This window comes from Micromonospora sp. NPDC047465, assembly GCF_040643125.1.
Taxonomy (GTDB): Bacteria; Actinomycetota; Actinomycetes; order Mycobacteriales; family Micromonosporaceae; genus Micromonospora.
Genome location: NZ_JBEYTP010000031.1, coordinates 46,684 through 72,362, shown reverse-complemented (window position 1 = coordinate 72,362; position 25,679 = coordinate 46,684). Strand labels below are relative to the sequence as shown.

General features: G+C 76.6%; 15 protein-coding genes. 11 read left to right on the top strand and 4 right to left on the bottom strand.

The genetic code is table 11. From position 1 onward, the window contains the following. The 9 genes from ABZ793_RS24850 to ABZ793_RS24810 all read left to right on the top strand — a co-directional run bounded on the left by ABZ793_RS24850 (window position 1) and on the right by ABZ793_RS24810 (window position 19,187). On the top strand, window positions 1-1,710 hold the full coding sequence (locus tag ABZ793_RS24850; protein ID WP_357461479.1) for a M14 family zinc carboxypeptidase: 1,710 nt from the start codon (window positions 1-3) through the stop codon (window positions 1,708-1,710). Beyond that, the gene (locus ABZ793_RS24845; RefSeq protein WP_357461477.1) at window positions 1,710-5,027 is read left to right on the top strand and encodes a DUF6603 domain-containing protein; all 3,318 of its coding nucleotides are present in this window, start codon (window positions 1,710-1,712) and stop codon (window positions 5,025-5,027) included. Before ABZ793_RS24850 ends, ABZ793_RS24845 begins: the two co-directional genes overlap by 1 nt. 13 nt (window positions 5,028-5,040) lie before the next feature. After that, window positions 5,041-7,677 (top strand): hypothetical protein, encoded by a 2,637-nt coding sequence (locus ABZ793_RS24840; RefSeq protein WP_357461474.1) that lies wholly within the window; start codon window positions 5,041-5,043, stop codon window positions 7,675-7,677. Then, on the top strand, window positions 7,677-11,531 hold the full coding sequence (locus ABZ793_RS24835; RefSeq protein ID WP_357461471.1) for a hypothetical protein: 3,855 nt from the start codon (window positions 7,677-7,679) through the stop codon (window positions 11,529-11,531). The genes ABZ793_RS24840 and ABZ793_RS24835 overlap by 1 nt, the downstream gene beginning before the upstream one ends. A gap of 7 nt (window positions 11,532-11,538) precedes the next feature. Then, a complete protein-coding gene (locus ABZ793_RS24830; protein ID WP_357461468.1) occupies window positions 11,539-13,065 on the top strand; it encodes a hypothetical protein in 1,527 nt (508 codons plus the stop codon). A 92-nt stretch (window positions 13,066-13,157) separates the two neighbouring features. Continuing rightward, complete coding sequence (locus tag ABZ793_RS24825; RefSeq protein WP_357461465.1) at window positions 13,158-13,766, top strand: ATP-binding cassette domain-containing protein; 609 nt, start codon at window positions 13,158-13,160, stop codon at window positions 13,764-13,766. Continuing rightward, window positions 13,763-15,043 carry an extracellular solute-binding protein gene (locus tag ABZ793_RS24820; protein ID WP_357461463.1) on the top strand — a complete coding sequence of 427 codons (1,281 nt, stop codon included), beginning with the start codon at window positions 13,763-13,765 and terminating at the stop codon, window positions 15,041-15,043. The genes ABZ793_RS24825 and ABZ793_RS24820 overlap by 4 nt, the downstream gene beginning before the upstream one ends. After that, on the top strand, window positions 15,040-16,803 hold the full coding sequence (locus ABZ793_RS24815; RefSeq protein WP_357461460.1) for an ABC transporter permease subunit: 1,764 nt from the start codon (window positions 15,040-15,042) through the stop codon (window positions 16,801-16,803). The genes ABZ793_RS24820 and ABZ793_RS24815 overlap by 4 nt, the downstream gene beginning before the upstream one ends. After that, complete coding sequence (locus tag ABZ793_RS24810) at window positions 16,800-19,187, top strand: tetratricopeptide repeat protein (RefSeq protein ID WP_357461458.1); 2,388 nt, start codon at window positions 16,800-16,802, stop codon at window positions 19,185-19,187. Before ABZ793_RS24815 ends, ABZ793_RS24810 begins: the two co-directional genes overlap by 4 nt. A 43-nt stretch (window positions 19,188-19,230) precedes the next feature. Here ABZ793_RS24810 and ABZ793_RS24805 read toward each other — a convergent pair whose 3' ends face one another. Both ABZ793_RS24805 and ABZ793_RS24800 read right to left on the bottom strand, forming a co-directional pair. Beyond that, window positions 19,231-20,250: a PHB depolymerase family esterase gene (locus tag ABZ793_RS24805; RefSeq protein ID WP_357461455.1), complete on the bottom strand. Its 1,020-nt coding sequence runs from the start codon at window positions 20,248-20,250 to the stop codon at window positions 19,231-19,233. Window positions 20,251-20,503: 253 nt separating this feature from the next. After that, window positions 20,504-20,827, bottom strand: a complete 324-nt coding sequence (locus ABZ793_RS24800) for a hypothetical protein (protein ID WP_357461451.1) — start codon at window positions 20,825-20,827, stop codon at window positions 20,504-20,506. Window positions 20,828-21,038: 211 nt separating this feature from the next. Here ABZ793_RS24800 and ABZ793_RS24795 point away from each other — a divergent pair, with 211 nt between their 5' ends. Continuing rightward, window positions 21,039-21,854 carry a G5 domain-containing protein gene (locus ABZ793_RS24795; protein WP_357461448.1) on the top strand — a complete coding sequence of 272 codons (816 nt, stop codon included), beginning with the start codon at window positions 21,039-21,041 and terminating at the stop codon, window positions 21,852-21,854. Window positions 21,855-22,009: 155 nt separating this feature from the next. Here ABZ793_RS24795 and ABZ793_RS24790 read toward each other — a convergent pair whose 3' ends face one another. Together ABZ793_RS24790 and ABZ793_RS24785 are read right to left on the bottom strand one after the other, a co-directional pair. Beyond that, window positions 22,010-23,248, bottom strand: coding sequence for a low temperature requirement protein A (locus ABZ793_RS24790; protein WP_357461445.1), 1,239 nt, complete (start codon window positions 23,246-23,248; stop codon window positions 22,010-22,012). A 265-nt stretch (window positions 23,249-23,513) separates the two neighbouring features. Continuing rightward, window positions 23,514-24,998, bottom strand: coding sequence for a PLP-dependent aminotransferase family protein (locus tag ABZ793_RS24785; protein WP_357461442.1), 1,485 nt, complete (start codon window positions 24,996-24,998; stop codon window positions 23,514-23,516). Window positions 24,999-25,061: 63 nt separating this feature from the next. Here ABZ793_RS24785 and ABZ793_RS24780 point away from each other — a divergent pair, with 63 nt between their 5' ends. Beyond that, window positions 25,062-25,673 carry a LysE family translocator gene (locus ABZ793_RS24780; RefSeq protein ID WP_357461439.1) on the top strand — a complete coding sequence of 204 codons (612 nt, stop codon included), beginning with the start codon at window positions 25,062-25,064 and terminating at the stop codon, window positions 25,671-25,673. The last annotated feature ends 6 nt before the right edge of the window (window positions 25,674-25,679 follow it).

Sequence of the window (25,679 nt, the reverse complement as noted above, 5' to 3'; positions counted from 1 at the left end):
GTGCCCCCGCCGTATCCGGACATCACCGCGCCGCTGCGCGCGCAGGAGATCGAGGACGCGCTCGCCGACCTCGCCGCCAGCTTTCCCGCGCTGTGCACCCGGACGGTCTTCCCGACGGAGACCGCCGGGGGTCGGACGCACAGCTACGTCAGGATCGCCAACGGCAGCGGCCCGAACCGGCCGGCGGCGCTGGTCGTCGGCGGGGTGCACGCCCGCGAGTGGGCGCCGCCCGACGCGCTGGTCACCCTCGCCCGCAACCTGCTGGTGTCGTACACGTCGGGCACCGACATCGTCTTTCCGGCGATGACCGTCACCCCGCTGGTCGGCGGCCCGGTCCGCTACCGCGCCTGGCGCATTCCGGCGGCCGATGTCAACGACATCGTCACGAAGCTCGACCTCTACATCCTGCCGCTGCTCAACCCCGACGGGCGGGAGCACGACCTGACCCACCTCAGCGAGCCGGGCTGGCGCAAGAACCGCAGCCCGCAGGCGGGCGGTGAGATCGGCGTCGACCTGAACCGCAACTTCGACATCATCTGGCGTTTCGAGGACTACTACGACGTGGCGCTCTACCGCGCCCGGTACGGCTCCGACCCGGCCTCCACGTCGCCGGCCGACGACACCTACCGCGGCCCGTCGGCGCATTCCGAGGTGGAGACCCGCCACCTGGAGTCCCTGCTGGACACCCTGCCGATCCACTACTACGCGGACGTGCACATGTTCGGCCGCAACATCCTCTACTCCTGGGGGCTGGAGGAGGACGGCGACGACCCGGCGATGCACTGGCGGGCGCCCGCCTTCGCCGGGACCCGGGACGGGCTGATCGCCGGGGATCCGGCGCTGCCAGCGGGCCGGACCGACTACAAGGAATATCTCCCCGACGACCCGCCGCACCGGATCCGCTCGCGGGCGCGGATGATCGCCACGGCGATGCACGACGGGATCCTCCGCTCGGCCGGGGTCGATCCCGCCGCGCCCGCCTCCACGACCCAGCGTGCCCACTCCGAGTACACGGTCGGGCAGAGCGCGTTCCTCTACCTTCCGGTCGGCGGCGGGCCGAACTCCGGGTGCAGCGACGACTACGCGTGCAGCCGGCAGTTCGCGCTGCCGAACCGGCAGCCGATCTTCGCGTACTGCCTGGAGGCGGGGCATGCCGAGGAGCAGGGCTTCCACTGCAACTACGCCGATCCGCCCGGCCACTTCCGCAAGATCAACCGGGAGATCCACGCGGCGGTGACGGCACTGCTCAAGGTGGCCGCCTCAGCCCCGCTGCCCGCCGCCGGCGGGGGCGGCGGCGGACCCTGCCTGATCGCCACGGCCACGCTGGGCCGTCCCGATCATCCGGACGTGCGCTACCTGCGGCACCTGCGCGACGAGCGGCTGCGGGCCACGCCGCGCGGCGCGCGGGCCGCCGACGCGCTGGACCGGGTCTACTACAGCTTCAGCCCGGCCGTGGCCCGGCTGCTGCGGCGGCACCGCCGGGCGCGCACGGCCGTGCGGGTCGGACTGATCCGACCGCTCGTCGCCGCCCTGCGCCTGTTCCTCGGGCCGGAGCGGGCGCCGGTCCCGCGCCGGCCCGCATCCGCCGGTAGCCCACCGCCGGGGCGGACCACCACGCCCGTAGACGGCGCACCGCCGGGGCGGACCACCCCCGTAGACGGGCCGCCGGGCGGGCGGCGCGGCGGCACCGGGACAGGGGGTGGGCGCTGATGGCCGGGACCGCCGAGCAGCTCGCCGTCGAACTGGCCCGGCTCTTCGACCCGGTCACCGAGCGGCTGGCCGCCGGGCAGCTGGTCGACCTCTTCGCCGAGCTGGGCCTGCCGCTGCCCGGCCCGGTCGCGGGCGCGCCCGGGGTGGTCGCCGCCGCCGGCACCGCCGGCACCGCCCTGGCCGCCCTCCCGCCGGCGGTCACCGCGCTGGTCGACGCGATCGCCGACGACGACAGCGCCGCGGTCGCCGCCGCCCTGGGCGACCTGCTGCCGCTGATCGTCGAGGCCGTCGACGCCGTCCGGGCCCTGGCCGGCGCGGTGCAGTCCGCGTACGCCGGGGGCGGTGCGGTCAGCGCGCCGTTGGCCGCGATCCTCGCCGACCTGCCGCGACGCCTGGTCGACTGGACCGCCGCCAGCTACCTGCTGGACCGTCGGCCGGCGCTCGGCCGCGCCCTCGCCCTGTTCGGTCTGGTCGACAACGTCGCCGTGCCCGCCGACGGGGACCGGCCCGCCTACCTGCGGCGCGGGCTCCGACTGGACCGGCTCGGGGTGCTGCTCGACGACCCGGCCGCCGCGCTGCGCCAGGTGTACGGCTGGGGCGAGCCCACCCTGGACGCCGCGCTGCTGCTCGCCCGGCTGCGCGACTGGCTGACCGCCGTCGGCGTGCCGGCGGTGGTGCTCGCCGGGCCCGGCGGCCGGCCCGAGCTGGCCGCGTTCCTGTTCCGGCTGCACGCCGTGGCGGGACTGCCCCCGGGCACGCCCACCCCGCTGGAGCTGACCCTCGACGTGTTCGACTTCGGCGGGCTGGACATCCCCCTGCCGATCGGCGACGCCTGGGCGGTACGCCTGCGTGGCCAGGGCAGCCTCGACCTCGGCGCCGCCCTGCGCGTCGAACCGCCCGCCACGCTGCGCCCGCAGGCCCCCGCGCCCGGGGTCGCCGGGGAGCTGACCGTATCGGTGGAGCGGCTGCCCGCCGGGCCCGGGCCGATGGTGCTCTTCGGCGAGGCCGACGGCACCCGGCTCACGGCCACCGCCGTCCGGGCCGCCGTCGGCGCCGCGTTCGCCGCCGACGGGGGCGGGGTGAGCGCCCGGCTGATCGTCGACGCCGAGGTCGCCGCGGGCCGCCTGGTGATCGCCTTCGGCGGCGCCGACGGCTTCCTGTCCAGCGTGCTGCCGGCCACCCTGGAGGTCGACTTCGACCTCGGGCTGCACTGGGACCCGGTGGACGGGCTGACCCTGCGCGGCGGCGCCGGCCTGGTGCTCGCCGTACCCCTGGCGGTGCGCCTGGGCCCGCTGCGCCTGGACCGGCTCGACCTGGCCCTGCGCCCCGGCGCGGCCGGCATCACCCTGGAGGTCCGCCTCACCGGCGGCATCGACCTCGGGCCGTTCGCGGCGAGCGTGGCCGGCATCGGCGTCGGCGCCGACCTGGCCGTCCGCGACGGCAACCTCGGCCCGGTCGACCTGACCTTCCGCTTCCTCCCGCCCACCGGGCTCGGCATGGTCGTGAACGCCGGACCGGTCACCGGCGGCGGCTTCATCGGCTTCGACGAGCCGGCCGGCCGTTACTCGGGCGTCCTCGCGCTCAAGCTCGGCGTGGTCGGGGTGGAGGCGGTCGGCCTGCTCGACACCCGGCTGCCCGGCGGCGCGCCCGGCTACGCGCTGCTGATCCTGCTGCGGGCCAGCTTCCCGCCGATCCAGCTCGGCTTCGGCTTCGCCCTCTCCTCCGTCGGCGGGCTGCTCGCGCTGAACCGGCAGACCGACGTGGACGCGCTGCGTGCCCGGATGGCCTCCGGCACCGTCGGGCGGATCCTGGCCCCGGAGGACCCGGTCCGCAACGCCCCGGTGCTCCTGGCCGACCTGGCCGCGGTCTTCCCGCCCACGCCCGGCGTGATCGTGGTCGGGCCGACGCTGCAACTGTCCTGGGCGGAGCTGGTCCGCTTCGACATCGGCGTGTTCATCGAGCTGCCCGGCCCGCGCAAGATCGTGATCCTCGGCTCGGCGCGCGCGGGCATCGAGAACCCGTCGGGCGGTCGGCCCTACCTCCAGATCCGGCTGGACATCCTGGGTGTGGTCGACTTCGCGCAGCAACTGGTCGCCTTCGACGCGGTCCTGATCGACAGCCACCTGCTGGAGATCCTCGAACTGACCGGCGGCGCGGCGTTCCGGCTCAGCTACGGCGCCGAGCCGTACGTGGTGCTGACCGTCGGCGGCTTCCACCCGGCGTACAACCCGGCGCCCCTGGTCTTCCCCGCCAGCCTGACCCGGATCGCCATGACCCGCGGCGAGCCCGACGACCTGCTCTACTTCCGCTTCGAGGGCTACTTCGCGGTCACCACGAACACGCTGCAGTTCGGCGCGGCCGTCGAGGTCATCGTCAACCTGGGGCCGTTCAACATCCGGGGATTCCTCGGCTTCGACGCGCTGATCCGGTTCCAGCCGTTCCACTTCGACTTCGCCATCCACGCCTCGGTGCGGGTGCGCTGGCGCAGCCGCACCCTCGCCGGGCTGGACCTCACGGGCAGCATCTCCGGCCCCGGCCCGGTGGTCTTCCACGGCAGGGTCACCCTGGAGATCCTGTTCTTCGAGATCACCTTCGAGGAGACCATCACCCTCGGCTCGTCCACGCCGCCGGCCGTCACGCCGGTCGCCTCGGCCGTGGCCGAGCTCGCCGGGGAACTCGCCGACCCGGCCAACCTGCGCAGCACCGGCGCGACCGACGCCGCCGTGGTCGTCGAGCCGGCCCGCACCGCCGCGCTGCCCGTGGTCTCGCCGCTGGGCCAGGCCGTCTGGACCCAGGAACGCGCCCCGTTGGACCTGCTGCTGCAACGCTTCGAGGGCGCGCCGCTGACCCGGCCGGAGACGGTCACCGCCACCGGCCCGCAGGTCACCGGCACCGAGGTCGACTGGTTCGCGCCGGGCGGCTTCGCCGACCTCACCGACGCCGACGCGCTGAACCGGCGCGCCTTCGAACGGCTCACCGCCGGCGTCCGCCTGGGCGGCGAGGGCGCCGACGCCGGGCCGTCCACGCTGCTCACCGTCACCGTCAAGCAGATCCGGCTGCCGGCGCCGCCGGTGCTGCTCACCGCTCTCGCGCTGCCCCGGTGGCTGCTCGCCGCGGCGGCCGGCCGCACCGGTCGACCCGAACGCGACCCGGTCACCCCGGCGATGGGCGTGCGGGACGAGACCTGGGCCGTGCACGGCGCCGGGGGCGCGGTGACCACCGGGCTGTCCCAGGCGCAGGCGCACCAGCTGGCCACCGTGGGCGGCGCCGGGGCCGCCGTCGCGGCGACCGACCCCGTGCCGGCGATGAGCTTCTAGAGGGGCGGCGAGGATGGCCGACGAACAGCTCACCTTCCACGGATGGTCGCGGGAGCGGATCGCCGCGCTGGCCGCCGGCGTGCAGGACGGGCGGCCCCGGGTCGAGACGGCCGTCACCCTCACCGGCACCGACGCCGCCGGCGCGACCACCACGGCCGCCACCGGCACCGTACGGTTCCTGCTCGCCGGCCCGGCCGACGTGGTCCGCCTCGCCCCCGGGGCGATAACCCGCCGCTACCCGACGCCCGGCGCCGTCGACCACGAGTCGGACCGCTGCCCGCACGTGGAGTTCGCCGACGCGACCCTGCCGTGGCGGTACACCCCGGCGCCCCGCCCGGCCGCCGGCACCGGCGCGCAGCATCCCTGGCTGGTGCTGGTCGTCGGGCTGGACGGCGACGAGCTGACCCTCGCCGGGGACCAGGTGACGCTCAGCCCGGCCGTGCAGGCGCTGCACCCGCTGGGCACCGGCGCGACGGCGTACCGGTGGGCGCACCTACAGGTGGACACCGCCGGGAGGCGGATCGCCCGGCTGCTCTCCGGGCGGCCCCTCGCCCCGGGCACCGACTACGTCGCGGCGCTGGTGCCGGCGTACGACCCGGCGGGGCAGCCGCGGTGGACGGGCACCGGTCCGGCCACCGTGCCCTGCTACGACACCTGGCGGTTCCGCACCGCCACCCCGGCGGGAAGCTTCGAGGACCTGGCCGCCGCGCTGCGCCCCGGCGCCGCCGAGCCGGAGACCGGCCGGGCACCGCTGGACTACCCTCGGGTGCCCACCGCCGGCGACCTGGCGGTACGCGGCGCACTCGCCCCGCTCGGCGGCACCGACGCGACGCTGCCCGGCGAGGTCCACGACGACCTGGACGCGCTGCGCACCCCGGCGCGGGACGACCGGGGCCGGCCGATCGTCGGGCTGCCCCGGTACGGCGAGGCGTGGCGGGCCGGTGCCCCGGAGGAGACCACCTGGAGCGGCAGCCTGAACACCGACCCCCGGGACCGGGGGGTGGCCGGGCTCGGGCTGGAGCTGGGCATCCGCCTCCAGGAGGAACTGGCCGCCGAGGCCCGCGCCCACCAGGGCGCGCTCGCCGAGGCACGGCAGCGGATCCGGGACCTGGTGCTCGGCCTGCACGCCGCGGGCGGGCTGTGGCGGCGGCGGACGCCCGCCGACGCGTACGAGCGGCTCTGGCTGCTCGGGCCGGCGCTGGGCCGCGTGGTCACCCCGGACGGGACGGTGGCCGCGCTCGCCACCGCCGCGGACCGGCCGCTGCCGGCGGGGCTGTTCTCCGGCGCGGCCCGGCGGATCCTGCGCGCCGGGCCGGCGCGCACCGCGCTGACCGCCGCCGGCGCGGTGCCGGCGGGCGAGGTACTCAAGGCCGCCAACCGGTGCCCGCGCCCGCCGCGCCCGAGCGCCGACGGACTCCCGCTGGACGACCTCGGCATCGACCTCGACGACCTGGAGGAACGTCGACGCCGGGCGGCGGAGACCGGGGAGGTGGACCTGCACGCCGCCGCCGGGCGGGCGAAGGAGCTGGCCGAGGCCGCCCACCCGAAGCTGCGCGACCTGGCACACGCGGTGGCGGAGCGACTCGCCCGGGCGGCGCACGCCGGGTCACCGGCGCCGTGGGCCGAGGCCCTCGCCCTGCTGGCCGCCGCCGCGACCGTCGACGACCGCGCCGAGCGGGAGCTGGAGCGACTCGCCGCCGCCCTGCAGGAGCTGCTGGAACGCTGGCCGAAGCCGGCCGGCGAGGACGACCTGCCGGCGCTGCTGGACGGGCTGGCCGAGCCGGAGCCGGTGGAACCGCCGTGCCGCCCGGTCGACCTGGACGCTCTGGCCGCCGGGGTGGCCGCCGCGTTCGACCCGACCGGCCCCGGCGCCGCCGCCCGGGTACGGGTGCTGTCCACCATCGACGGTCTGGACCCGGCGCAGCCGCTCGCCCCGCCGGAGGTCTGCGTCGGGCTGGGCCGACCGGTCTGGGCCGACCTGCGCGACGCCTTCGACGAGTGGCTGCTGCCCGGGGTGGGCGCGCTGCCGGAGAACTCGGTGATCGCGGTGGAGACCAACCCCCGCTTCGTCGACGCCCTGCTGACCGGGCTGAACACCCAGCTCCTCGGCGAGCTGCGGTGGCGCAACATCCCGGTGGCCACCGGCTGCACCCCGCTGCGGGTGTTCTGGAGCCGGGCCGACACCGGCACCGGCGCCCGCGTCGACGACATCACCGGCATCGGGAACTGGCCGGACGACAGCGGCCTGGGCACCCCGGCGCACCGCCCGGCCGGCGCCTCGGGCCGGGACCTGGTCGTGGTGATCAAGGGGCGGCTGTTCCTCCGCTATCCGGCCACCGTGGTGTACCTGGTCACCGCCGAGCACGCCGGCACGGTCGACTTCGGGCAGGACCCGCCGGCCGGAGCGGTCCGGGTGCTGCCCAGCTTCCAGGGGCGCATCGGCACCGACGTGACCTTCTTCGGCTTCCAGGGGTTCGACCCGGCGGACGTGCTGCGGCACTGGCTGGTCTTCGAGGAACCCCCGGCCGGCTACCGCTTCGCCAACGACGCCTCGACCTCCCCGGTGCCGGAGACCTGGGCGCGGAGCAGCTTCGCCCGCCCGGTGCGGGTGCTCATCCGCGGCGACCACCTCGACCCGGAAGGACCGTGATGGCGGAACCAGTCGTCGGCGTGCTGCTGCCGGTGCGGATCGAGACCCGGTTCTCCCCCGGCCTGCTGCGCCTGCTGGTGGTGCCGGACGAGCCCTGGTTCGCCCGGCACGACCCGCGGGTGTCGCCGGGCGAGGTCGACGCGGTGCGGCGTTATCTCGACGCCGGGGGCGGCGAGGTCGCCTGGCGCGAGCTGACCGTCCACGTCGGCGGGGCACGGGCGGTCTGGCTGGTCCGGACGCTGGCCGTCACCGCCCCCGACGGCACCACCGTGCTGCGGCCGGTCGGCGCGGACGAGCTGCGCACCGAGCCGGCCTTCCCCCGGATCGAGGAGTTCCCGGACACGCTGCACGTCTGGCTGGCCCGCGGCGGCGGCCCGCCGGCGCAGGTGTTGACCCTCACCGTCGACCGGAGCCGGCTCGCGGTCGACTTCCCCGACCCGGACGCACCGGCGGACCGGCGGTGGTGGGAGAACTGGGACGAGGCCGTCGAGGCGGGCCTGGCCGGGAAGGTGCCGCTGGACGGCGACCCGCACGACATCGACGCGCTCTACGTCACCGGTCTCGGCGACGGCGACCCGGGCGCGTTGTTCGGCAGCCACCGCGACGAGGGACGGCTGTCCCTGCTGGCCCCCGGCTCGGCGACGAACACGGTGGACGGGGCGCCCGCCGCGCCCGTCACCGGGGACCCGCCGGCCTGGTGGGGGGTGCTCACCGGTGCGCCCACCGACACCGACCGGCTGGTCTCCGCCACGCTCACCGGCGACCCGGGGCTGCTCGGCGCCCTACCCGGCACGTCGGAGCCGCACCGGCGCTGGGCGGGCGCGGCGGTCGCCGGGCTCTGGCCGGCGCTGTGGGGTTTCGCCGGGGCGGACGTGTGGGCGCTGCCGACCGGCGCCGCCGCCGAGTGGGCGCCCGGCGCGTTGCTGCCCGAGGGGCCGTTCCCGACGCTGCGCGTCGGCCCCCAGCCCTACGGGCTGCTGCCGGCCACGGTGCTGCGCCGGTGGGTGCCCGAGCCGAAGGACCCGCCCGTCGAGGCGGGCCTGGTCGAGCCGCTGTCCCACCTGCGCGCCGAGTACGCCGCCGCCGCCGAGCAGCGGGGCACAGTGGTCGGGGCGTCCACCGAGGAGCTGCTCGACCTGATCGCTCAGGTGCCGACCTCGCCGCTGTTCCGGCACCGCCGGGCCTGGCCGCTGGAGCTGTGGTGGCTGGTGCTGCTCCTGCTCGGCTACGGCGCGTCCTGGTCCGACCTGGACGCCGCCTGGCGGCACCGGCACCCCGACGCCGAGCGGCTGGGCCTGGCGCCGCACCGCCGCTACGGGGCCACGGGCGCGCCCCGCCGGCTGGAGATCCCGCTCGTGACGCCGGACGGCCTGCCCGCCGGCACCGGCGTCGCCGACGTGCTGAAGCGGCTGGTGGAGGTCGCGGAGGCGCAGCCGTGGGCGTACGCGAACCGCGCGATCCTGGAGAAGGAACTGCTCAGGGAGTACCCGCTGGACAGCCTGCTGCTGCGGCTCGCCGTCCGGTCGTTGCAGGTGGCGATCGGCGACGTGGGGCGGGCGCTGGCCGGCGAGGCCCCGCCCGGCCCGGAGCCGGTGGCCCGGGACGCCGCCACCGGCGGCCGGCTCCAGGGCTGGATCGCCAACACCCCCGCCACCGCGCTGCACGGGCCCACCCCGCAGGCCCGCGCGTACGAGCGGGTGGTCGACGGGCTGCTCGCGCTCGGCGAGATCGAGCCGCCCCGGTTGGAGCGGCTGCTGCGCGCCACCGTGGACACCGCCGCGTACCGGGTCGACCCGTGGCTGCTGGGGCCGCCCACCCGGCGGCTGCACGACCTGGTGGAACAGCAGGCGGCCAAGCCCCGGCTCGGGGCGTACGGCTGGGTGGACCGGCCCCGGCCGGGCGCCCCCGGGCCCACGGCCGCCGGTCTGATCCACGCGCCGTCGGCCGGGCAGGGTCTCGCCGCCACGGTGCTGCGGGACAGGGCGGTCAGCGACCCGTCGCCCCGCTGGGACCTGGACCTCACGTCCCGGTCGGTCCGCGACGCCGACCGGATCGCCGAGCACGTCCGGGTCGGCGCGCACCTGGCCGAGGCGCTCGGCCGCGAGGTGGAGCGGGTGGTGGGCACGCCGGCCGACGTGGAGCGGCTGCGCCGGGACTTCCCCGTCCGCATCGAGCACGCCGGGCGGCGGGTCTGCGACGGGCTGGCCGTGCTGGCCGCCCCGCCGGGCGGCCTCGGGCTGGACCCGGACCGCCTGGCCGGCCTGGACCGGCTGCGCGTCGCCATGGACGCCTACGGGGACCTGCTGGTCGCCGAGGCCGTGCACCACGTCACCGAGGGCCGGGCCGAGGTGGCCGGGGCGGCGCTCGACGCCGCCGCCGGGTTGACCCGCCCGCCGCGGCTGGGGCTGCTGCGCACCCCCCGCGAGGGGCGGGCGGTGGGCACCGGCGTGGTCGTCGTCCTGCCGCACGTCGCCGAAGCCGCACTGCCGGCCGATCCGACCGACCGGGCCACCCTCGCCCCGGCGGCCCTGGCCGACCCGGCGACCGCCGCGTTCCTGGCCACCCAGGTCGGCCCCGACTGGACGTTCGAGGTCGCCGCCGGTGGGCTCGTCGCCACCGTCACCCTCGACGCGTTGGGGCTCGGGCCGGCGGACGCGCTGGCCCTGGCGCGCACCGACCTGGAGCGCCTCGCCGTCGCCGCCGGCGCCGCCGCGCTCGGCGCGGAGCCGGCCGCGGCCACGCTGACCGGCGGCGACGGCGTCGCCCGCTACGAGGCCGCCGCGCGGCTGGTCGCCCTGATCGGCCGCCACCCGGCCGACCCGGACGCGACGGCCGAGCGGCCGGACTGCGCCGACCCGCCCGCCGCCGCGCACGCCGACCTGCTGGCCCGCTACGCCCGGGTCCGGGACACGGCGGCGGCCCTGGCCGCCCAACTCGCCGCCGAGCTGGCGCTGACCGCGGGCGACGGGGGCATCGGCGGCGCCGACCCGGCGGTGCTGGCCCGCCTGGTCACCGCCGCCCGCGCCTGGGGCCTCGCCCCCGACCCGGCGCCGACGGAGGCGGCGTCGGGCGCGGAGGCCGCGCAGCGGCGGCTGGTGGCGCAGGCCGTCCGGGTGCGGGAGCTGCTCGACGCGCGGCTCGACGCCGCCGCCAACACCGCGCCGGCCGGCCCGGGGTCGCCCTCCCCGGCGGCGGAGCTGACGCGCGACGACCTGGTCGGGCAGCTCGCCGCGCTGGTCAGCCCGACCGGCCAGCTCGCGGTGACCGCGCGGCTGCCCCGCTCGGCGCTGCCCGCGCTGACCGGCGACGGGACGCTCGACGCGGACTGGTTGCCGGTGGTCGCCGCCGTCCGGGAGCCGCTCGCCAGGCTGGAGGCGCACCAGCTCGCCGAGGGCACGCCCGCCGCCGCCGGGCCGGCCCTGGCGGGCTGGAGCAACAAGCCCGGCGACCCGTGGCAGAGCGGCGGCCCCGACGGGCGACGGCTGGTCGTCGCGTACGCCGACCCGACGCTGGACCTCACCGCCACGCCGCCGGGGGCGCCGGTCGCGGTGGCCGTGCTCGACCGGTTCACCGAGGTGGTCCCGGAGGCGGCGCAGGCCACGGCGGCGACCTTCGGCTTCGACGCCCCGGCCGCCCGGGCGCCGCAGGCGATCCTGCTCGCCGTGCCGCCGGACCTGTCGCGGCCACTCGACCCCGAGACCCTGGTGGAACTTCTCGCCGACGTCCGCGAGCTGGCCCGGGCCCGGGTCGCCCGGCCGGCCGACCTCACCCCCGGCCTGCGCGGGCTGCTGCCGGCCGGGCTGCTGCCCGCCGACGGACCCACGGGGGTCCCGCTCGATGCGACCCGGAGGTGAACCTGCGATGGCACTGGTCTTCGACACGGTACGACGGTTGGAGGCGGACCAGGCCGGGTCGGACCTGACCCGTGGCTTCGCCGCCGAGGTCGCCGACCCGGCCTGGCTGCTCGGCCGGCAGTGGCAGCTCGGCGAGCACCGGGGCGAGGACGCGTCCTCCCCGGTGCGGGTCAGCTACCGGGCCCGGCTCACCCCCGTCGACCCGCTGGGCGGGCAGCCACACCTGGACCCGCGCACCACCCCCGCCGAGGCGATCGTCGAGTCCGAGCCGGGTGACTGGTGGACGCCCGGCCGGCGGATCGCGGCGGGCCGGTCGGTCGCGGCGGCGGCCGGGTCGGCCGGGACTCCCCTACCGACCGACCCGACCCTGCTGCTCGCGGCGCTGCCGGTGCCGTACGACGTGCTGGACGGCACCGGCGTGGACGGCCGCGAGCTGTGGCGGCGGCGCAGCGAGCTGGGCCTGCCCGAGGCGTGGTTCGCCGGGCTGCGCCCGCCGCAGCCGGAGCCGGTGGACCTGTGGGATCCGGCGGAGCTGGCCTACGACGCCGACTTCACCGCCGACGGGGTGACCCTGGCGCTGCGCCGGCACGACGGCGGCGACCTCGACTGGTACGCGGTGGACGCCGACCGCCCGCTGCCCGACCCGCCCGTGTCGGTCGACGCGGCGACCACCGTGCCCCGGCGGGTCCGCTACCCGGGCGCGCCGATGCCCCGGTGGTGGCAGATCGAGGACGCCGCGGTGGACGTCGCCGGCTACCCGCCGGACCGCTCCCACCTGGCGACGCTGCTGCTGATCGACCTGATCGTCAACCACTCCGACGACTGGTTCGCCTTCGCGGTGCCCGGTCTGGCCGGGCACGTGGTCACCTTGGACGAGGTGGTGGTGCACGACTCGTTCGGCGAGAACTGGCCGGTGACGCCGCCCGCCGGCTGGAGCCTCTTCGCCACCGACGGGCTGGACAGCCGTTCCCTGGTGGTCTGGGCCACGGCGGCCACACCGCTGGTCGGCCCGGTGCTCGACGAGGTGGTGATCGGCACCGACGAGGACGCCAACCTGGTCTGGGCGGTGGAGCAGCGGCTGCGCGGGCGCGGGGTGCTCGGCGACGAGGAGGCCCCGGCCGAGCCCCCGGCCCACCTGGACGCCTCCGGCCGGCCCGGGTTCGCGTACCGGCCGATGACGAGGGTGCCCCGCCACTGGCACCCGTACGTGGTGGAGGAGGTCGCCGGCCGGCGCCGGTACGTGCAGGGGCGCGGCGTGGACCTGTCCGGGCCCACGGCGGTGCTGCTGCCCGAGGCGGAGAGTGACCTGCTGGTCGACCCGGCCGCCGGCGGGACGCACCCCACCCACCAGCTCGAACCGGCGGCGGTGCCGGCCGACGGCGTACGGGTGGAGCGGCGGGCGGTGCTGGCCCGGGCCACCGACGGCAGGCCGGTGCTGTGGACCCAGCGGCGACGGCAGCCGCTGCTCACCCCGCCGTCCCTGGGGCTGCGCTTCGACGCGCTGGAGCCGGTGCCGCCGGAGGTGGTGGCATGAACCCGCCCTGACTCCACAGGGGAGGGTTGCGGGGCACCGCGGGTCGCCGGTTTGTGCCACCCTGGGGGTGACTGCCCGGGTCACCGGAGGTGATGGCCACGTTACGACTGCGCGAACTCGTCGCCGTGCCCGACGCCGCGCCGGTGACCCTCCACGTCGCCGCGGGCGCCTCGGCCGCGCTGGTGGCCGACCCGCCGGTCGGCACCGCCGTCGCCCGGGTGGTGGCCGGGCTGGCCGCGCCGGTCGCCGGTCAGGTCCTGGTCGGCGGTCGGGACGTCACCGGGATGCCGCCGCCGCGCCGCCGGATCGCCTACGTCCCGGCCGGCGGCGCGCTGCTGCCCCACCTGACCGTGCGCCGCAACATCGCCTACGGCCTGCGTCGGCGGGAGCGGGTGCGGGAGGTCGCCGACGACTGGACGGCGACGGTGGTCGACCGGCTGGAGCTGGCGCCGACCCTGGAGCTGCGACCGCACCTGCTGTCGGAGGCGCAACGGTTCCGGGTCGCGCTGGCCCGGGCGGTGGCCTGCCTGCCCGAGGTGCTGGTGATCGACCTGCCGGCCGGGCCGGCCGGCGGCGGGCGGCTCACCGACCTGGTCGGCCGGCTGTCGCCGCCGGACACCGCCGGGGCGGCCGTGCTGGTGTGCACCCGCGATCCGGACGCGCTGGCCGACGTGCCGGTCGCCGCCGAGGTGGTCGCGTGACCGCACCGGGGCGGCTGCGCCGCCGTGCCCTGCTGCGGGCCGCCGCGGCGGCGGGCGCGACCGCCGTCGCCGGCTGCTCCCGGGCGGAGCCGTCGGTCCAGGTCGCGGTGGTGTGGAGCGGCGGGGAGCTGGCCCGGTTCCGCGAGGTGGTGGCCGGCTACGACGCCGGCGTGCAGGTGATCAGCGCCGGCAACGACATCGACGCGTTCCTGCGCGCCCGCCAGCTCGCCGGCACCAGCCCCGACGTGGCGATCCTGCCCAGGTCGGGGCTGGTCGTGGAGTACGCCCGGCGCGGCTGGCTGCGCGAGCTCACCCCGGCCGCCAGCTACGCCCTCCCGCCCGGCATGGCCGACCTGCTCACCGCCGACGGGCGGCGCTACGGCGTCTGGGTGAAGGCGGCCCACAAGTCGCTGTTCTGGTACCTCCCGTCGATGCTCCCCGAGCCGCCACGCACATGGGACCAGCTCGTCACGCTCACCCGGCGGCTCGGCGCGCGCGCCCGGGCCGGCGACGGCCCCGCCCCGCTGGCCGTCGGCGCGGCCGACGGCTGGGTGCTCACCGACTGGTTCGAGAACGTCCTCGCCGACGTGGCGCCGCCCGGCTTCTACGAGGCGCTGGCCCACGGTGAGGCCGACTGGCGGGCCCGGCCGGTGCAGGTCGCGCTGGACCGGCTCGCCGAGCTGTGGCGCGTCGACGGCGCGTTCCCCGGCGGCGGGCGCCGTGCCCTGCTCACCCAGTACGAGGAGTCGGTGATCCAGGTGGTGTACCACCGGCGGGCCACGATGCTCTTCGAGGCCGACTTCGTCGACGACGTCGCCAGCCGGTTCCGCCGCGGCCCGGAGCGGCCGGAGACGTTCCGGTTCCCCGGCGCCCGCCTGGCCGACAAGCCGCTGATCGTCGGCGGCGACGCGGCGGTGGCCTTCGCCGGCTCGGCCCGCGGCCCGGAACTGGTGCGCTGGCTCAGCGGCGGGACGGCGTTCGAGCCGTGGCTGCGCGCCGGCGGCTACCTCTCCCCCAACGTGTCCGTGCCGCTGGCGGACTACCGCGACGCCGTGCGCCGCCGCCTCGCCTCCGAGCTGCGCACGGCCGAGGTGGTGCTCTTCGACCTCTCCGACCGGCTGCCCGGCCCGTTCACCGGCTCCGACGGGGTGGGCATCTGGCGGATCATGCAGGACTTCTTCGCCGACGTCACCGACGGGGTCGCCGTCGGCGAGGCGGTCCGGCGGGCGACCGGTCAACTGGCCACGGCGGCCCGCTCCGCGGGGAGGGGCCGATGAGCCGGGTGCTGGGCGAGCCGGCGGTGCTCGACGACGTCGGCCCGCCCCAGCGCGGGCGGGCCTACCCTGCGGCGGGGGCCACCTCGACACTGCTGCTGCCCGCCCTGCTGCTGCTCGGCGGGCTGGTGGCGTGGCCGGTGCTGCGTACGCTGCACGCCAGCGTCACCACCGACGGCCGGTGGGTCGGCGCGGAGCACTACCGCACCGCGCTGGCCGCGCCCGGCACCGGCGCGGTGGTGGGTCGCACGGTGCTCTGGGCGCTGGTCGTGCCGGCCGTGGTGACCGTCCTGGGCTACCTGCTCGCCGCCGCCTCCCGCCGCTCGCAGGAGGGCGGGCTGGTCCGGCTGATCCTGGTGGTGCCGACCGCGCTGCCGCTGGTGGTCACCGGCGTCACGTTCCGGCTCATGTACGACCCGGACCCGGAGCGCGGGCTGGCCACCCTGGTCGCCGCGAAGCTGACCGGCCGGTCGGCGGCGGACGCGCCGCACCTGCTCGGCCCCGGCCTGGTCACGGTGGCGCTGATGTCGGCGTTCGTGTGGGCCTGGGTCGGGCTGGCCGTGCTGGTGTTCCGGGCCGCCCTCGACGCGGTGCCGCCGAGCCTCGCCGACGCGGTCCGCGCGTACGGCGGCAACCGCCGCGACGTGCTCTGGGACGCCCAGTGGCGACCGCTGCTGCTGCGTACGGTCGCGGTCGTCTTCACCCTGGTGGCGCTCGGCACCACCCGCACGTTCGACCTGATCCTGGTGCTGGCGCCCGGCTCGGTGCGCGACGAGGCGTCGGTGCTGGCGCTGCGGGTCTGGCAGACGTCCAACGGCGCCACCACCGGTGAGGGCGCCGCGCTCGGCGTCGTCTGGCTGGTGGCGGTGGCCGCCGGGGTGCTGGTCGCGGCGCTGTTCGTGCGGCAGGCCTGGCCTCCGCCCCGGGACCCGGCGCCCGCCGGGCCCGACCCGGCGGCGCCGGCACCACGCCGGTCGACCCGGCTGCTGGTCGCGGGCGCGGCGGTCGCCTGGCTGGTGCCGCTCGGGGTGCTGCTCGCCACCTCGCTGCACGGAACGGTGGACGCCGCGGGTGAAGGCTGGTGGTCGAGACCGCCGAGCCTCGCCTCCTACCGGGAACTGCTCACCGGCGTCGAGCTGTGGCGCACGCTGGGCTTCACGCTGGTGCTGGCGACGGTGGTGACCGCCGCGGTGCTGGGCGTCGCGCTGCTCGCCGCGTACCCCCTCGCCTGGCTGACGGGGCCGGCCGCCCAGGGCACGGGCCTGCTGCTGATGGCCGCCAGCATCGTGCCGGTGCAGGTGATCGCGGGGCCCGTCAACGAGGTGCTCGGGGTGGCGCTGTCCTCGGGCACGGCGCGCGGCCTGGCGCTGGTGCACGTCGCGCTGGGCGTGCCGTTCGCCGTGCTGGTGCTGCGCAACGCCTTCGCCGACCTGCCCGCCGAGCAGGTGCGGGCGGCCCGGGTGGGCGGGCGGCACTGGTGGGGCACGCTGCGGCTGCTCGCTCGGCACAACCGCCCGGCCGTCGTCGCCGTCGCCGTGCTGGAGTTCGTGCAGGTGTGGAACGACCTGGTGGTGGGCCTTTTGTTCAGCGGCCCGGGCGCGGTGCCGCTGGGGCTGTTCCTCGCCGGCCAGACCCGCGGCTTCGTCGCCAACAGCGGCGCGCTCGCCGCCGGCTCGGTGATCGCTTCGATCCTGCCGGTGCTGCTGGTGGTGTTGGCCCGCCGCCAGCTCGTCGCCGGCCTGGTCGCCGGGGGCGTCCGGTGAGCGGGCAGGGGCCTGCCGGCCGCTCCCGCCGGCCGCGCCGGCTGAGCCTGCTGCTGGCGATCGGTGGCGTGGTCGGCGGGACGGTCAGCGCGGTGCTCGGCAACGTCACGGGCAACCTGCTCTCCGAGCTGTCGGTCGCCCAGCTCGGTTCCGCGAGCGCCGGGGTGATCGTGCTCGGCCTCGCCGCCGCCGTCATCGTGGAGTGGCGGCGCCAGCGTCAGCAGGCCACGCCGAAGGACGACCCCGAGGCCCCGCCCGCCGTCGGCGGTCCCACCCTGCCCTTGCCGGCGGGTTTCACCGGGCGGGCCGGGCACCTCGACGCGATCATCGACCTGCTGACGAAGGAGCACGCGGTCGCGGTGGTCGGCCGGCGGGCCGTCGGCACCTCGTCCTGCGCGATCCAGGCCGCCGACCTGTGCCGGGAGGACTTCCCCGACGGCCAGTACTACCTGGACCTGCGGCGGGGCGGCCGGCCGCACGGCCCGCGGCAGGTGCTCACCGCGCTGGCCCGGATCCTGGGCACCCGGCCGCCGGCGTCGGGCCACGCCGACGACCTCGCCGACGCCGCCGACGAGGTGAGCGGGCAGCTCGACGGCCGACAGATCCTGGTCGTGCTGGACAACGTGGACGACCCCGGCCAGGTCCGGCCGCTGCTGCCGCCGACCGCGCGGGCCTGCCGACTGCTGCTGGTCGGCACGCCCGCGCTCGACGCCCTGGAGGGGGTGGTGGCGCACGGCCTCGCCGAGCCGGACGCCGACGACGCGGTCGAGCTCTTCGCCGCCGCGGGCGCCGCCGCGCCCGTCGCCCGGCCGCACCGCCCGGATCCGCGCACCGACCCGGCCGTACGCGCCCTCGTCGAGCTGTGCGGCCGGCAGCCCCGCACGGTGGCGGAGCTGGGCCGGCGTACGGCGCAGCACGGCTGGCGGCACGCCGACGTGCTCGACGCGCTGCGCCGCGCCGTCGACACGCCCCCGCACCAGCACGTCGCCGCGTCCCCGGCGACCCTGCTGGTGACCGGGCGGGACACCGCGTACCACGCGCTGGGCGGCGAGGCGCGGCGGTTGTGGCGACTGATGTCGCTCAGCCCGGTGCCGCTGGACCGGCCGACGATCGCGGCGCTCGCCGGCCGCCGCCCGGACCGGGTGGCCGCGCTGCTGCACGAGCTGGCCACCGGCGGGTTCGTGACCGGCGCGCCCGGGGACCGCTACGAGGTGCGCCCGCTGCTGGGTCCGTACGCCCGGATGCACCTGCGCGACGCGGAGCCGGCGCGGCGGCGGGTGGCCGCGCAGGCCCGGCTCACCCGGCACCTGGCCCGCTGCGCCGAGCGGCACGCCGCGAGCCTCGCGGTGGCCGGCTCGCCGCCGGACCGGGAGCCGACGCTGGCCCTGGACGACGACCCGTACGGCTGGTTCGACCTGCACCAGGAGCTGCTGCTGGCGGTGGTGAAGGTGCCGGCGGGCGCGGCGGAGACGCTGCCGCGGCGGGTGCGCCGCTGGTGGTTCCGGCTGGCGGTGGCGCTGTGCGGGTGGCTCGCCCACGCGGAGCGGCTCGGCGAGTGGGAGGAGGTGTGCCGCACGGTGCTGGCCACGCCCACCGCCGACGACCGGCCGGAGATCGCCGGCTGGGCGCACAACGAGCTGGGGGTGCTGCGCCGCCGCCGGGGCGACCCGCAGGGGGCGGCGACGGCGCTCAGCCTGGCGGTGGCGGAGCGGGGCCGGCGCGGCACCGCGCAGGCGCGGATGAACCTCGGCCTGGTGCTGCTGGACCTGGGGCAGCTCGACGACGCCGTGGAGCACCTGGAGCTGTCCCGGCGGCACCGCTCCGGCGCGGACCGGGCCGGGCACGCGCTGACCGACCTCGGAATGGGTGCCGCCCGGCTGGCGCGGGGCGAGCTGGAGACCGCGCACCACCACCTGGTGCGGGCGGCGAACGCCTTCCGCGCGCTCGGCGACGCCCGGGGCTACGCGGCGGCGCTGACCAACCTGGTGCTCGTGCACGCCGGGCTCGGCGAGCACCTCGACGCGGCGCAGTCGTGGCGGGCGGCGCTGCGCGAGTACGAGTCCGTGGCCGACCCGACCAACCGGGCCGCCGCGCTGCTCAACGCGGGAGCGGCGCTGCTGGCCTCCGCGCCCGGCCAGGCACGGCAGGCGTACGAGCTGCTGGCGGAGAGCCGGCGGCTACGCGGCGGGCGGCCGACGGCGGGGCTGGGGCGGACGCTGCTGCACCTGGGCGACGCGGCGGCGGCCCTCGGCGACGCCGCCGAGGCGCGGCGGCACTGGGTGGACGCCGCCACGGTGTGCGAGGAGGCGGGGGACGCCGACGGTCAGGCCGCGGCGGACGCGCGCCTGGTGGGCAGCGACGCGCCCGCCGACGAGCCGGCCTGAGCGGGAGCCTGGTGCGGGGCCCCCGCTCAGGCGTCGGGGCGGCTCAGCCGTCCAGCCGGCGGACCATGTTCATGATGGTCTCCACCTGGGCGCCGCCCTTGATCGGGTAGTTGGTCGCGCCGAGGTAGCCCCACCAGTCCCAGCACCCGTTCGGGTTGGTGCCGGCGGTGGCCCGCGCCTGCGGGTAGAGCACGATCAGGTTGTTGGTGTCGGCGTACTGGTTGAGGTTCGCCCGGTCGACAAAGGCGGTGCCGATCGCGCCGTAGCCCTGGAGGCAGCCGTGCAGGGCGACCAGCAGCCGGCACGACTGCCCGGCGGCGCAGGTCGCCGGGACGTAGGCGAACCCGTTGGCGTCCATGCTCAGGCCGTTGGCCCAACCGTTGACCGCGTGGGTGTTCTGGCTGAACCGGATGAGCGTGCCGCCGAGCGGGCCCGTGTTCGGCGCCTGCACGCTGCCGAGCAGCTTGCGCAGCAGGGCGTTCTGCGGGTGGGTGCCGCAGTCGTTCAGGAAGGGCGAGGCGGTGGCGGTGCAACCCAGCGTCCCGTACGGGGTGACCCAGGCGTGGCCGGCCGACGAGCCGCTGTCGTACTGCACGGCGGCGCCGAAGTGCTGGTAGTAGCGGACCAGGTCGTCGGTGACGGACTTCTTGACGACGCCGTCGTTGTTGCCGTGGAAGACGTACACAGGATCGCCGGAGAGGTTGCCGACCGGGTCGACCCAGCCGTAGGTGGCCCACGTCCGGGTGTAGGTCTGCAGGGCGGTCACGTTCGTCGGGTACAGGTTGTCGCCGCAGCCGTTGAGCGCCTGGACGACGTTGTTCTGCGCGCAGTAGTACGGCCCGGCGGCGAAGACCGCCGCGCCCCGGATCCGCGACGAGTAGGCGACGTGGAGCTGGGTGGCCATGTAGCCACCGGAGGAGACGCCGGAGACGTTGTAGGCGCGCAGCGACCCGGAGACGGGTGTCTTGGTGTACGGGGTGGCGGCCTGGGCGGGGGCCGCCGCGGTGAGGACGAGCAGCAGCGCGGTGACGAGGGCGGTGGCGGCCCTGAGCGGTGTGGGCATGGCGCTCTCCTGTCCGGGAGCGGTGGCGGTGGTGTCGGCGTGCGCAGACGCTAGCGTGACACCGACCACATCGGACATGAGCGGCGTCGACACCTCGGGCGGCGCCGGGGTGTCGGCCGTCCACAGCTCGCACCCGTACCTCCCACCCCACCCGACGCGACGGCACCGCCACCGGACTCGGTCGGCCGCCGACCCGTGAAGGCGGATCGGCTCACCGCCGGGGTTGTCGCACAGCCGGATGCCGTCGCCGCCGTCATTGCGGGCTCGGGGAACCGGGCCAGTGCGGTTCCCGGGGTGCTCCGGCCTCGGCCCAGCACAGTCCGCCCCTGGCCGCCACGCCCGGCAGCCCGTTGACCAGCCGGCCGATGTCCACCACCGACGCCAGCGACACCGCGACGTCGGCCCGCAGCTCCGCCGCGGCCGCGTCGAGGTCGTCCTCCTCCGCCGACCAGTCGATGTCCGCCGCCCGCAGCTCGGCCACCGCGTGGTCGGTGAGCACTCGCGGGTCGGTCACGGCGACCGTGAGCCGGCAGTACACGTGGAGCGTGAGCGGTTCCGGGACGTTCGCGTCGGCCATGCCGTCAGGATTACGCACGACGTCGGGCGCCGGTACCGACGCCCGACCACGTCGAACCAGCCGTGTCGGCCCTCCTCCGGTCACCTGACGGACACGTGCACGGCCGGCCACCCATCGACGACCTTCCGTCGCGACGATCCGTCCGACGCCGATACGGACAGTGGCCGCTTGGCCGGCGGCAATTGTTGATGACGCAAGCACACTGTGGGACGTGACATATCAGCCTCCGCAGGACCCCTGGCAGGGCCGGGTGCCGCCACCCCAGCCCTTCGAGCCGCCGACCGCCGCGTACGCCCGGGTCCCTCCTCGCCCGACGGCTCAGTTCGCGCAGCAGGACCGACGGTCGTGGTGGCGCAGGTTGCCCGGCAGGGCGCAGATCACGCTCGCGGCCACCGGCCTCCTGGTGCTGTGCTGCTGCGGAGGCCTCGCGATCGGAGCGACGACCGATCCGCCTCCGGGCACGGAGCGGCCGGGGGCCGTCGCCACCCAGGAGCAGCCGAAGACATCGGGCGCGGACGCATCCACGGCCGGGGCGGCAGACATCGCCGCCCCGGCAGGGCCGACGCCGACGGAGGCGGCACCGGCGGAGCCGACGCCCACGGTGGAGGCGTCGCCGGTCGTCGAAATCCGCACCGTCACGCAGACCCAGAAGGTTCCTTACCAGACCAGGACGGTCAAGGACTCCAGCCTCCCGGAGGGCACCCGGAAGGTGCGGACCCGCGGTGTCGCGGGAATCAGGACCCTCACCTACGAGGTGACCGTGACCGACGGCGTCCAGACCGACCGAAAGCTGGTGCGGTCGGCTGTCACCAGGGCGCCGATCACGCAGGTCGTCGCCGTGGGCACGAAGAAGACGCAACGGTGCGACCCCAACTACACAGGCGCCTGTGTACCCGTCGCCAGCGACGTCGACTGCGCCGGCGGTAGCGGAAACGGGCCCGCGTACGTCGAGGGACCGGTGTGGGTGGTCGGCAGCGACATCTACGACCTGGACCGGGACGGCGACGGCGTCGGCTGCGACGAATGACGGCCGCGGTGGCCCCTTCCGCTCACCGACGGGAGGGCCCACCGGCGCCCGACCACGAGTACGTCGCGGCCCTGAACGTCCTCCGCCGGATGATCGCCAACCTGGGCGGCGACAGCGACCTCCCGTAGCGGTGCGGCGGACGCCTCCCACACCGATCACGCGGCCGGCACACTGTTCGGGCACTCCTCCTCCGCCAGCGCCTCGCGGAGCCGCCGCCGCTCGCGGCGGGACAGGAAGAACTCGATCACCGCCGTGACGACGCAGATCACGCTCAGCCACGCCAGCGCCGCGAGTGCCGACCGGCGGGCGATGACCGGGATCAGCGCCACCAGCAGGATCGCCGCGAAGACCCGCGGCCACACGAGGGCGCGGACGGCACGGCTCAGCCGCCACTGGAACGCGGCGTGCGCGAGCATGAACAGCGCCACCCCGCCGTACATGGCGTACCGACCCAGGCTGTCGAGAGGGTCGCCCCGCCGGTAGGCGTGGGCGTCGCCGACCAGCGACGGCACGTGCTTCAGCCCGAGCGCGAGCAGGATGATCCCGGCGATCATCGGCAGGTGCAGGAAGGTGTAGCCGTCTCTGGCGAGGGCCACCCGGCGGGCCTGGTCCGCGTCCCGCAGCGCACGTTCGCCGATGAGGGCGGACAGGTCGAAGTAGATCCATTCGAGGGCGCCGGCGACCACCACGGCGAGCGCGGAGGCGGTGAGCAGACCCGGTGAGCCCGGTTCGTCGCCGCCGGCGATGCCGACCGACACCAGCACCTCGCCGAGCGCCACGATCATGATCAGGTTGTGCCGCTCGGCCCAGTGCCGGGCGGAGAAGATCTGGCGTTCGGGGACCCGGAGCGTCTGTCCTGCCCCGTAGTCGACGATGACCGCCAGCAGCCAGAGGACGACCTGCCCGGCCCTTGCCTGGTCGGTGCCGAGGTTCGATCGGGGAAGCAGCGCCGCGGCCAGCAGCAGGGTGACCGCGACGACCATCGGCACGGTGAGCGCGGCGAGGTCGACGCGGCGCAGTCCGGGGGTCGCGTAGATCCGCAGCGCCAGGTAGAGCACCCGCACGGCGGCGAAGCACGCCACGAACGCCAGCGACGTGTCCGTGCCGCCCGGAAGGTCGGTGAATGCCTCGCTGATCGTCACCGCCAGCACGAACATGATCGGTGTGACGGAGAGGATCACCAGCCGAGACATGCCGTAGCTCGCCTGGGCCCGGTTGCCGAGCCAGGCGAACAGCGACCAGGACCACCACAGGACGGTGAGAACGAGCAGGCCATGCAGCACGCCGAGCTCGCCCGCTTCCGCCGTCATCAGGGTGGTCACCTGGATGAACGCGAAGACGAACACCACGTCGAGGAAGAGCTCCTCCGTGGCGACCCGGGACTGCTCGGTCACCGAGCGGAGACGCCGCGCTCCCGTCACTCGTCGGGCGGACACGGCGGCGTCATGACCCGGGTGGGCCGGAAACGGCGTCGAGGCCGGCTGAGGAACGCACGCCTACTCCTTCTCACGCATGGCGGTGGCAGGGACGTGTCCCCGCGCGGACACCGGACAAACTCCCTGCGACCACCCGGGTCGGGCCCACGGCGGTCCGCACACGGCGGGTCGCCCCCGGTCGACGGCCGCCCTGCCGGGCACGTCCGCTCGCTGCCGGTGCCGGTCAGTTCCGGCCGGCTCCCAGGGCCGCGGCGATCACCCCGACGCCCTCCTCGATGGCCGAGGCAGTGTTGGCCGCGTACCCGAGGACCAGCCCCGGAGGGTGGGGACGCTGGCAGTGCCACGACAGCGGCTGCACCTTCACCCCGCGCTCCAACGCGGCCGCCGCCACCTCCGTGTCGGCCACCGCGCCGGGCAGCGTGACCGTCAGGTGCAGCCCGGCCGCCGCCCCGTGCACCGTCGCGCCCGGCAGGTGCCGGGCGACGGCGGCCACCATCGCGTCGCGCCGCCGGACGTGCCGTCGACGCAGCAGCCGCAGCTGCCGCTCCAGCGCACCCGAGGTCATCAGCTCGGCCAGCACCAGTTGCGGCAGCACCGCGTTACCCAGGTCGGCGTTGCGCTTGGCGTCGACCACCGCGTCCCGGTGCCGCGGCGGCACCAGCAGCCAGCCGATCCGCAGGGCGGGCGCGAGCAGCTTCGACACGCTGCCGGCGTAGCAGACGTGGTCGGGCAGCACGGCGCGCAGGGCGGGCACCGGCGGCCGGTCGTAGCGGTGCTCGGCGTCGTAGTCGTCCTCGACGACCAGGCCGCCGGCCCGGGCCCACGCCGCGAGCTGGCGGCGGCGGTCGCCGGCGAGCACCACGCCGGTCGGGAACTGGTGGGCCGGGGTGAGCATCACCGCCGGAGCGCCGCTGGCGGCCAGCTCGTCGACCCGCAGTCCGGCGGCGTCGACCGCGACCGGCGGGGTGGCGATCCGCCAGTTGTTCAGGTGTTGCCGCACACCGAGCGAACCCGGGTCCTCGACGGCGACGGTGTCGATCCCGTCAGGGCGCAGTGCCTGGGCGACCAGCCCCAGCGCCTGGGAGACGCCGGTCGTGACGATCACCTCGGCGGGGTCGACCGCGATGCCCCGGCTGCGGGCGAGCCAGACGGCGACGGCCCGCCGCAGTGCCGGTGTCCCGCGCGGGTCGCCGTAGCCGAAGTCCGACGCCGCCAGGTGCCGCAGCACGGCCCGTTCGGCGCGCAGCCAGTCCGCCCGCGGAAACGCCGCCAGATCGGGTACGCCGGGCGTCAGGTCGATCCGCGCGGGCGCCATGCGTACGGCGTCGAAGATGTCGGTGCCCGGGGCGGGCGGGAAGAGAGTGGCCGGTGTCGGCGCGGAGGCCGGGGCCGGCGGCGCGGGCGGGACGGCCGGGGCGGCGACGACCACGGTGCCGGCCCGCCCGCGCCCGGCGACGTGGCCGTCCTCCACCATCCGCTGGTACGCCTCCACGACGACGCCCCGCGAGACGCCGAGGTCGGCGGCGAGCACCCGGGTGGCGGGAAGTCGACCGCCGACGGGGAGGCGCCCGTCGGCGATGGCCCGCCGGAGCTGGTCGGCGAGCCAGTCGGCACGACGGCCGGGCGGCGCGACGGCGATGTCGAGGTGAAGGAAGTCCGACCCGGCAGTTATGGACTCCTCGGGCAGGCGTCTTTTGGCCCTGCTCATCGGACCATCCTGGCAGCAGAGTGGAGGCCGTCGCCACCCCGCCGCCGCTCGGAAAGGACGACGATGACCGTCGCGTTCCTGCTCACCTCGCTCGTGGTGATCGCCACCCCCGGTACGGGGGCGCTCTACACGCTCGCCGCCGGGCTGACCCGCGGCGGTCGCGCGGGACTGCTCGCCGCCGCCGGTTGCACCCTGGGCGTCGCCCCGCACCTCGCGGCGGCGGTCACCGGCCTGGCCGCGCTGCTGCACTCCAGCGCCGCGGCCTTCCAGGTGCTCAAGTGCGTCGGGGTGGCCTATCTCCTCTACCTGGCCTGGACGACGTGGCGGGACGGCAGCGGGTTCACGGTCGCGGCGGCGGAGCCCGCGCCGTCGCCCGCCCGGGTGATCGGGGTGGCGGTGCTGTCGAACCTGCTCAACCCGAAGTTGACCATCTTCTTCGTCGCGTTCCTGCCGCAGTTCGTCCGCCCCGACGAGCCGGACCAGGTGGCCCGGATGCTGGGGCTGGGGACGGTGTTCATGCTGCTCACCTTCGTGGTGTTCGGCGCGTACGGGATGCTCGCCGGCGCCGTGCGCGACCGGGTGCTGGCCCGGCCGGCGGTGACCCGATGGCTGCGCCGGGGCTTCGCCGGCTCGTTCGTGGCGCTCGGGCTGCTACTGGCCCGCGCCGAGTCCTGAGGGAGG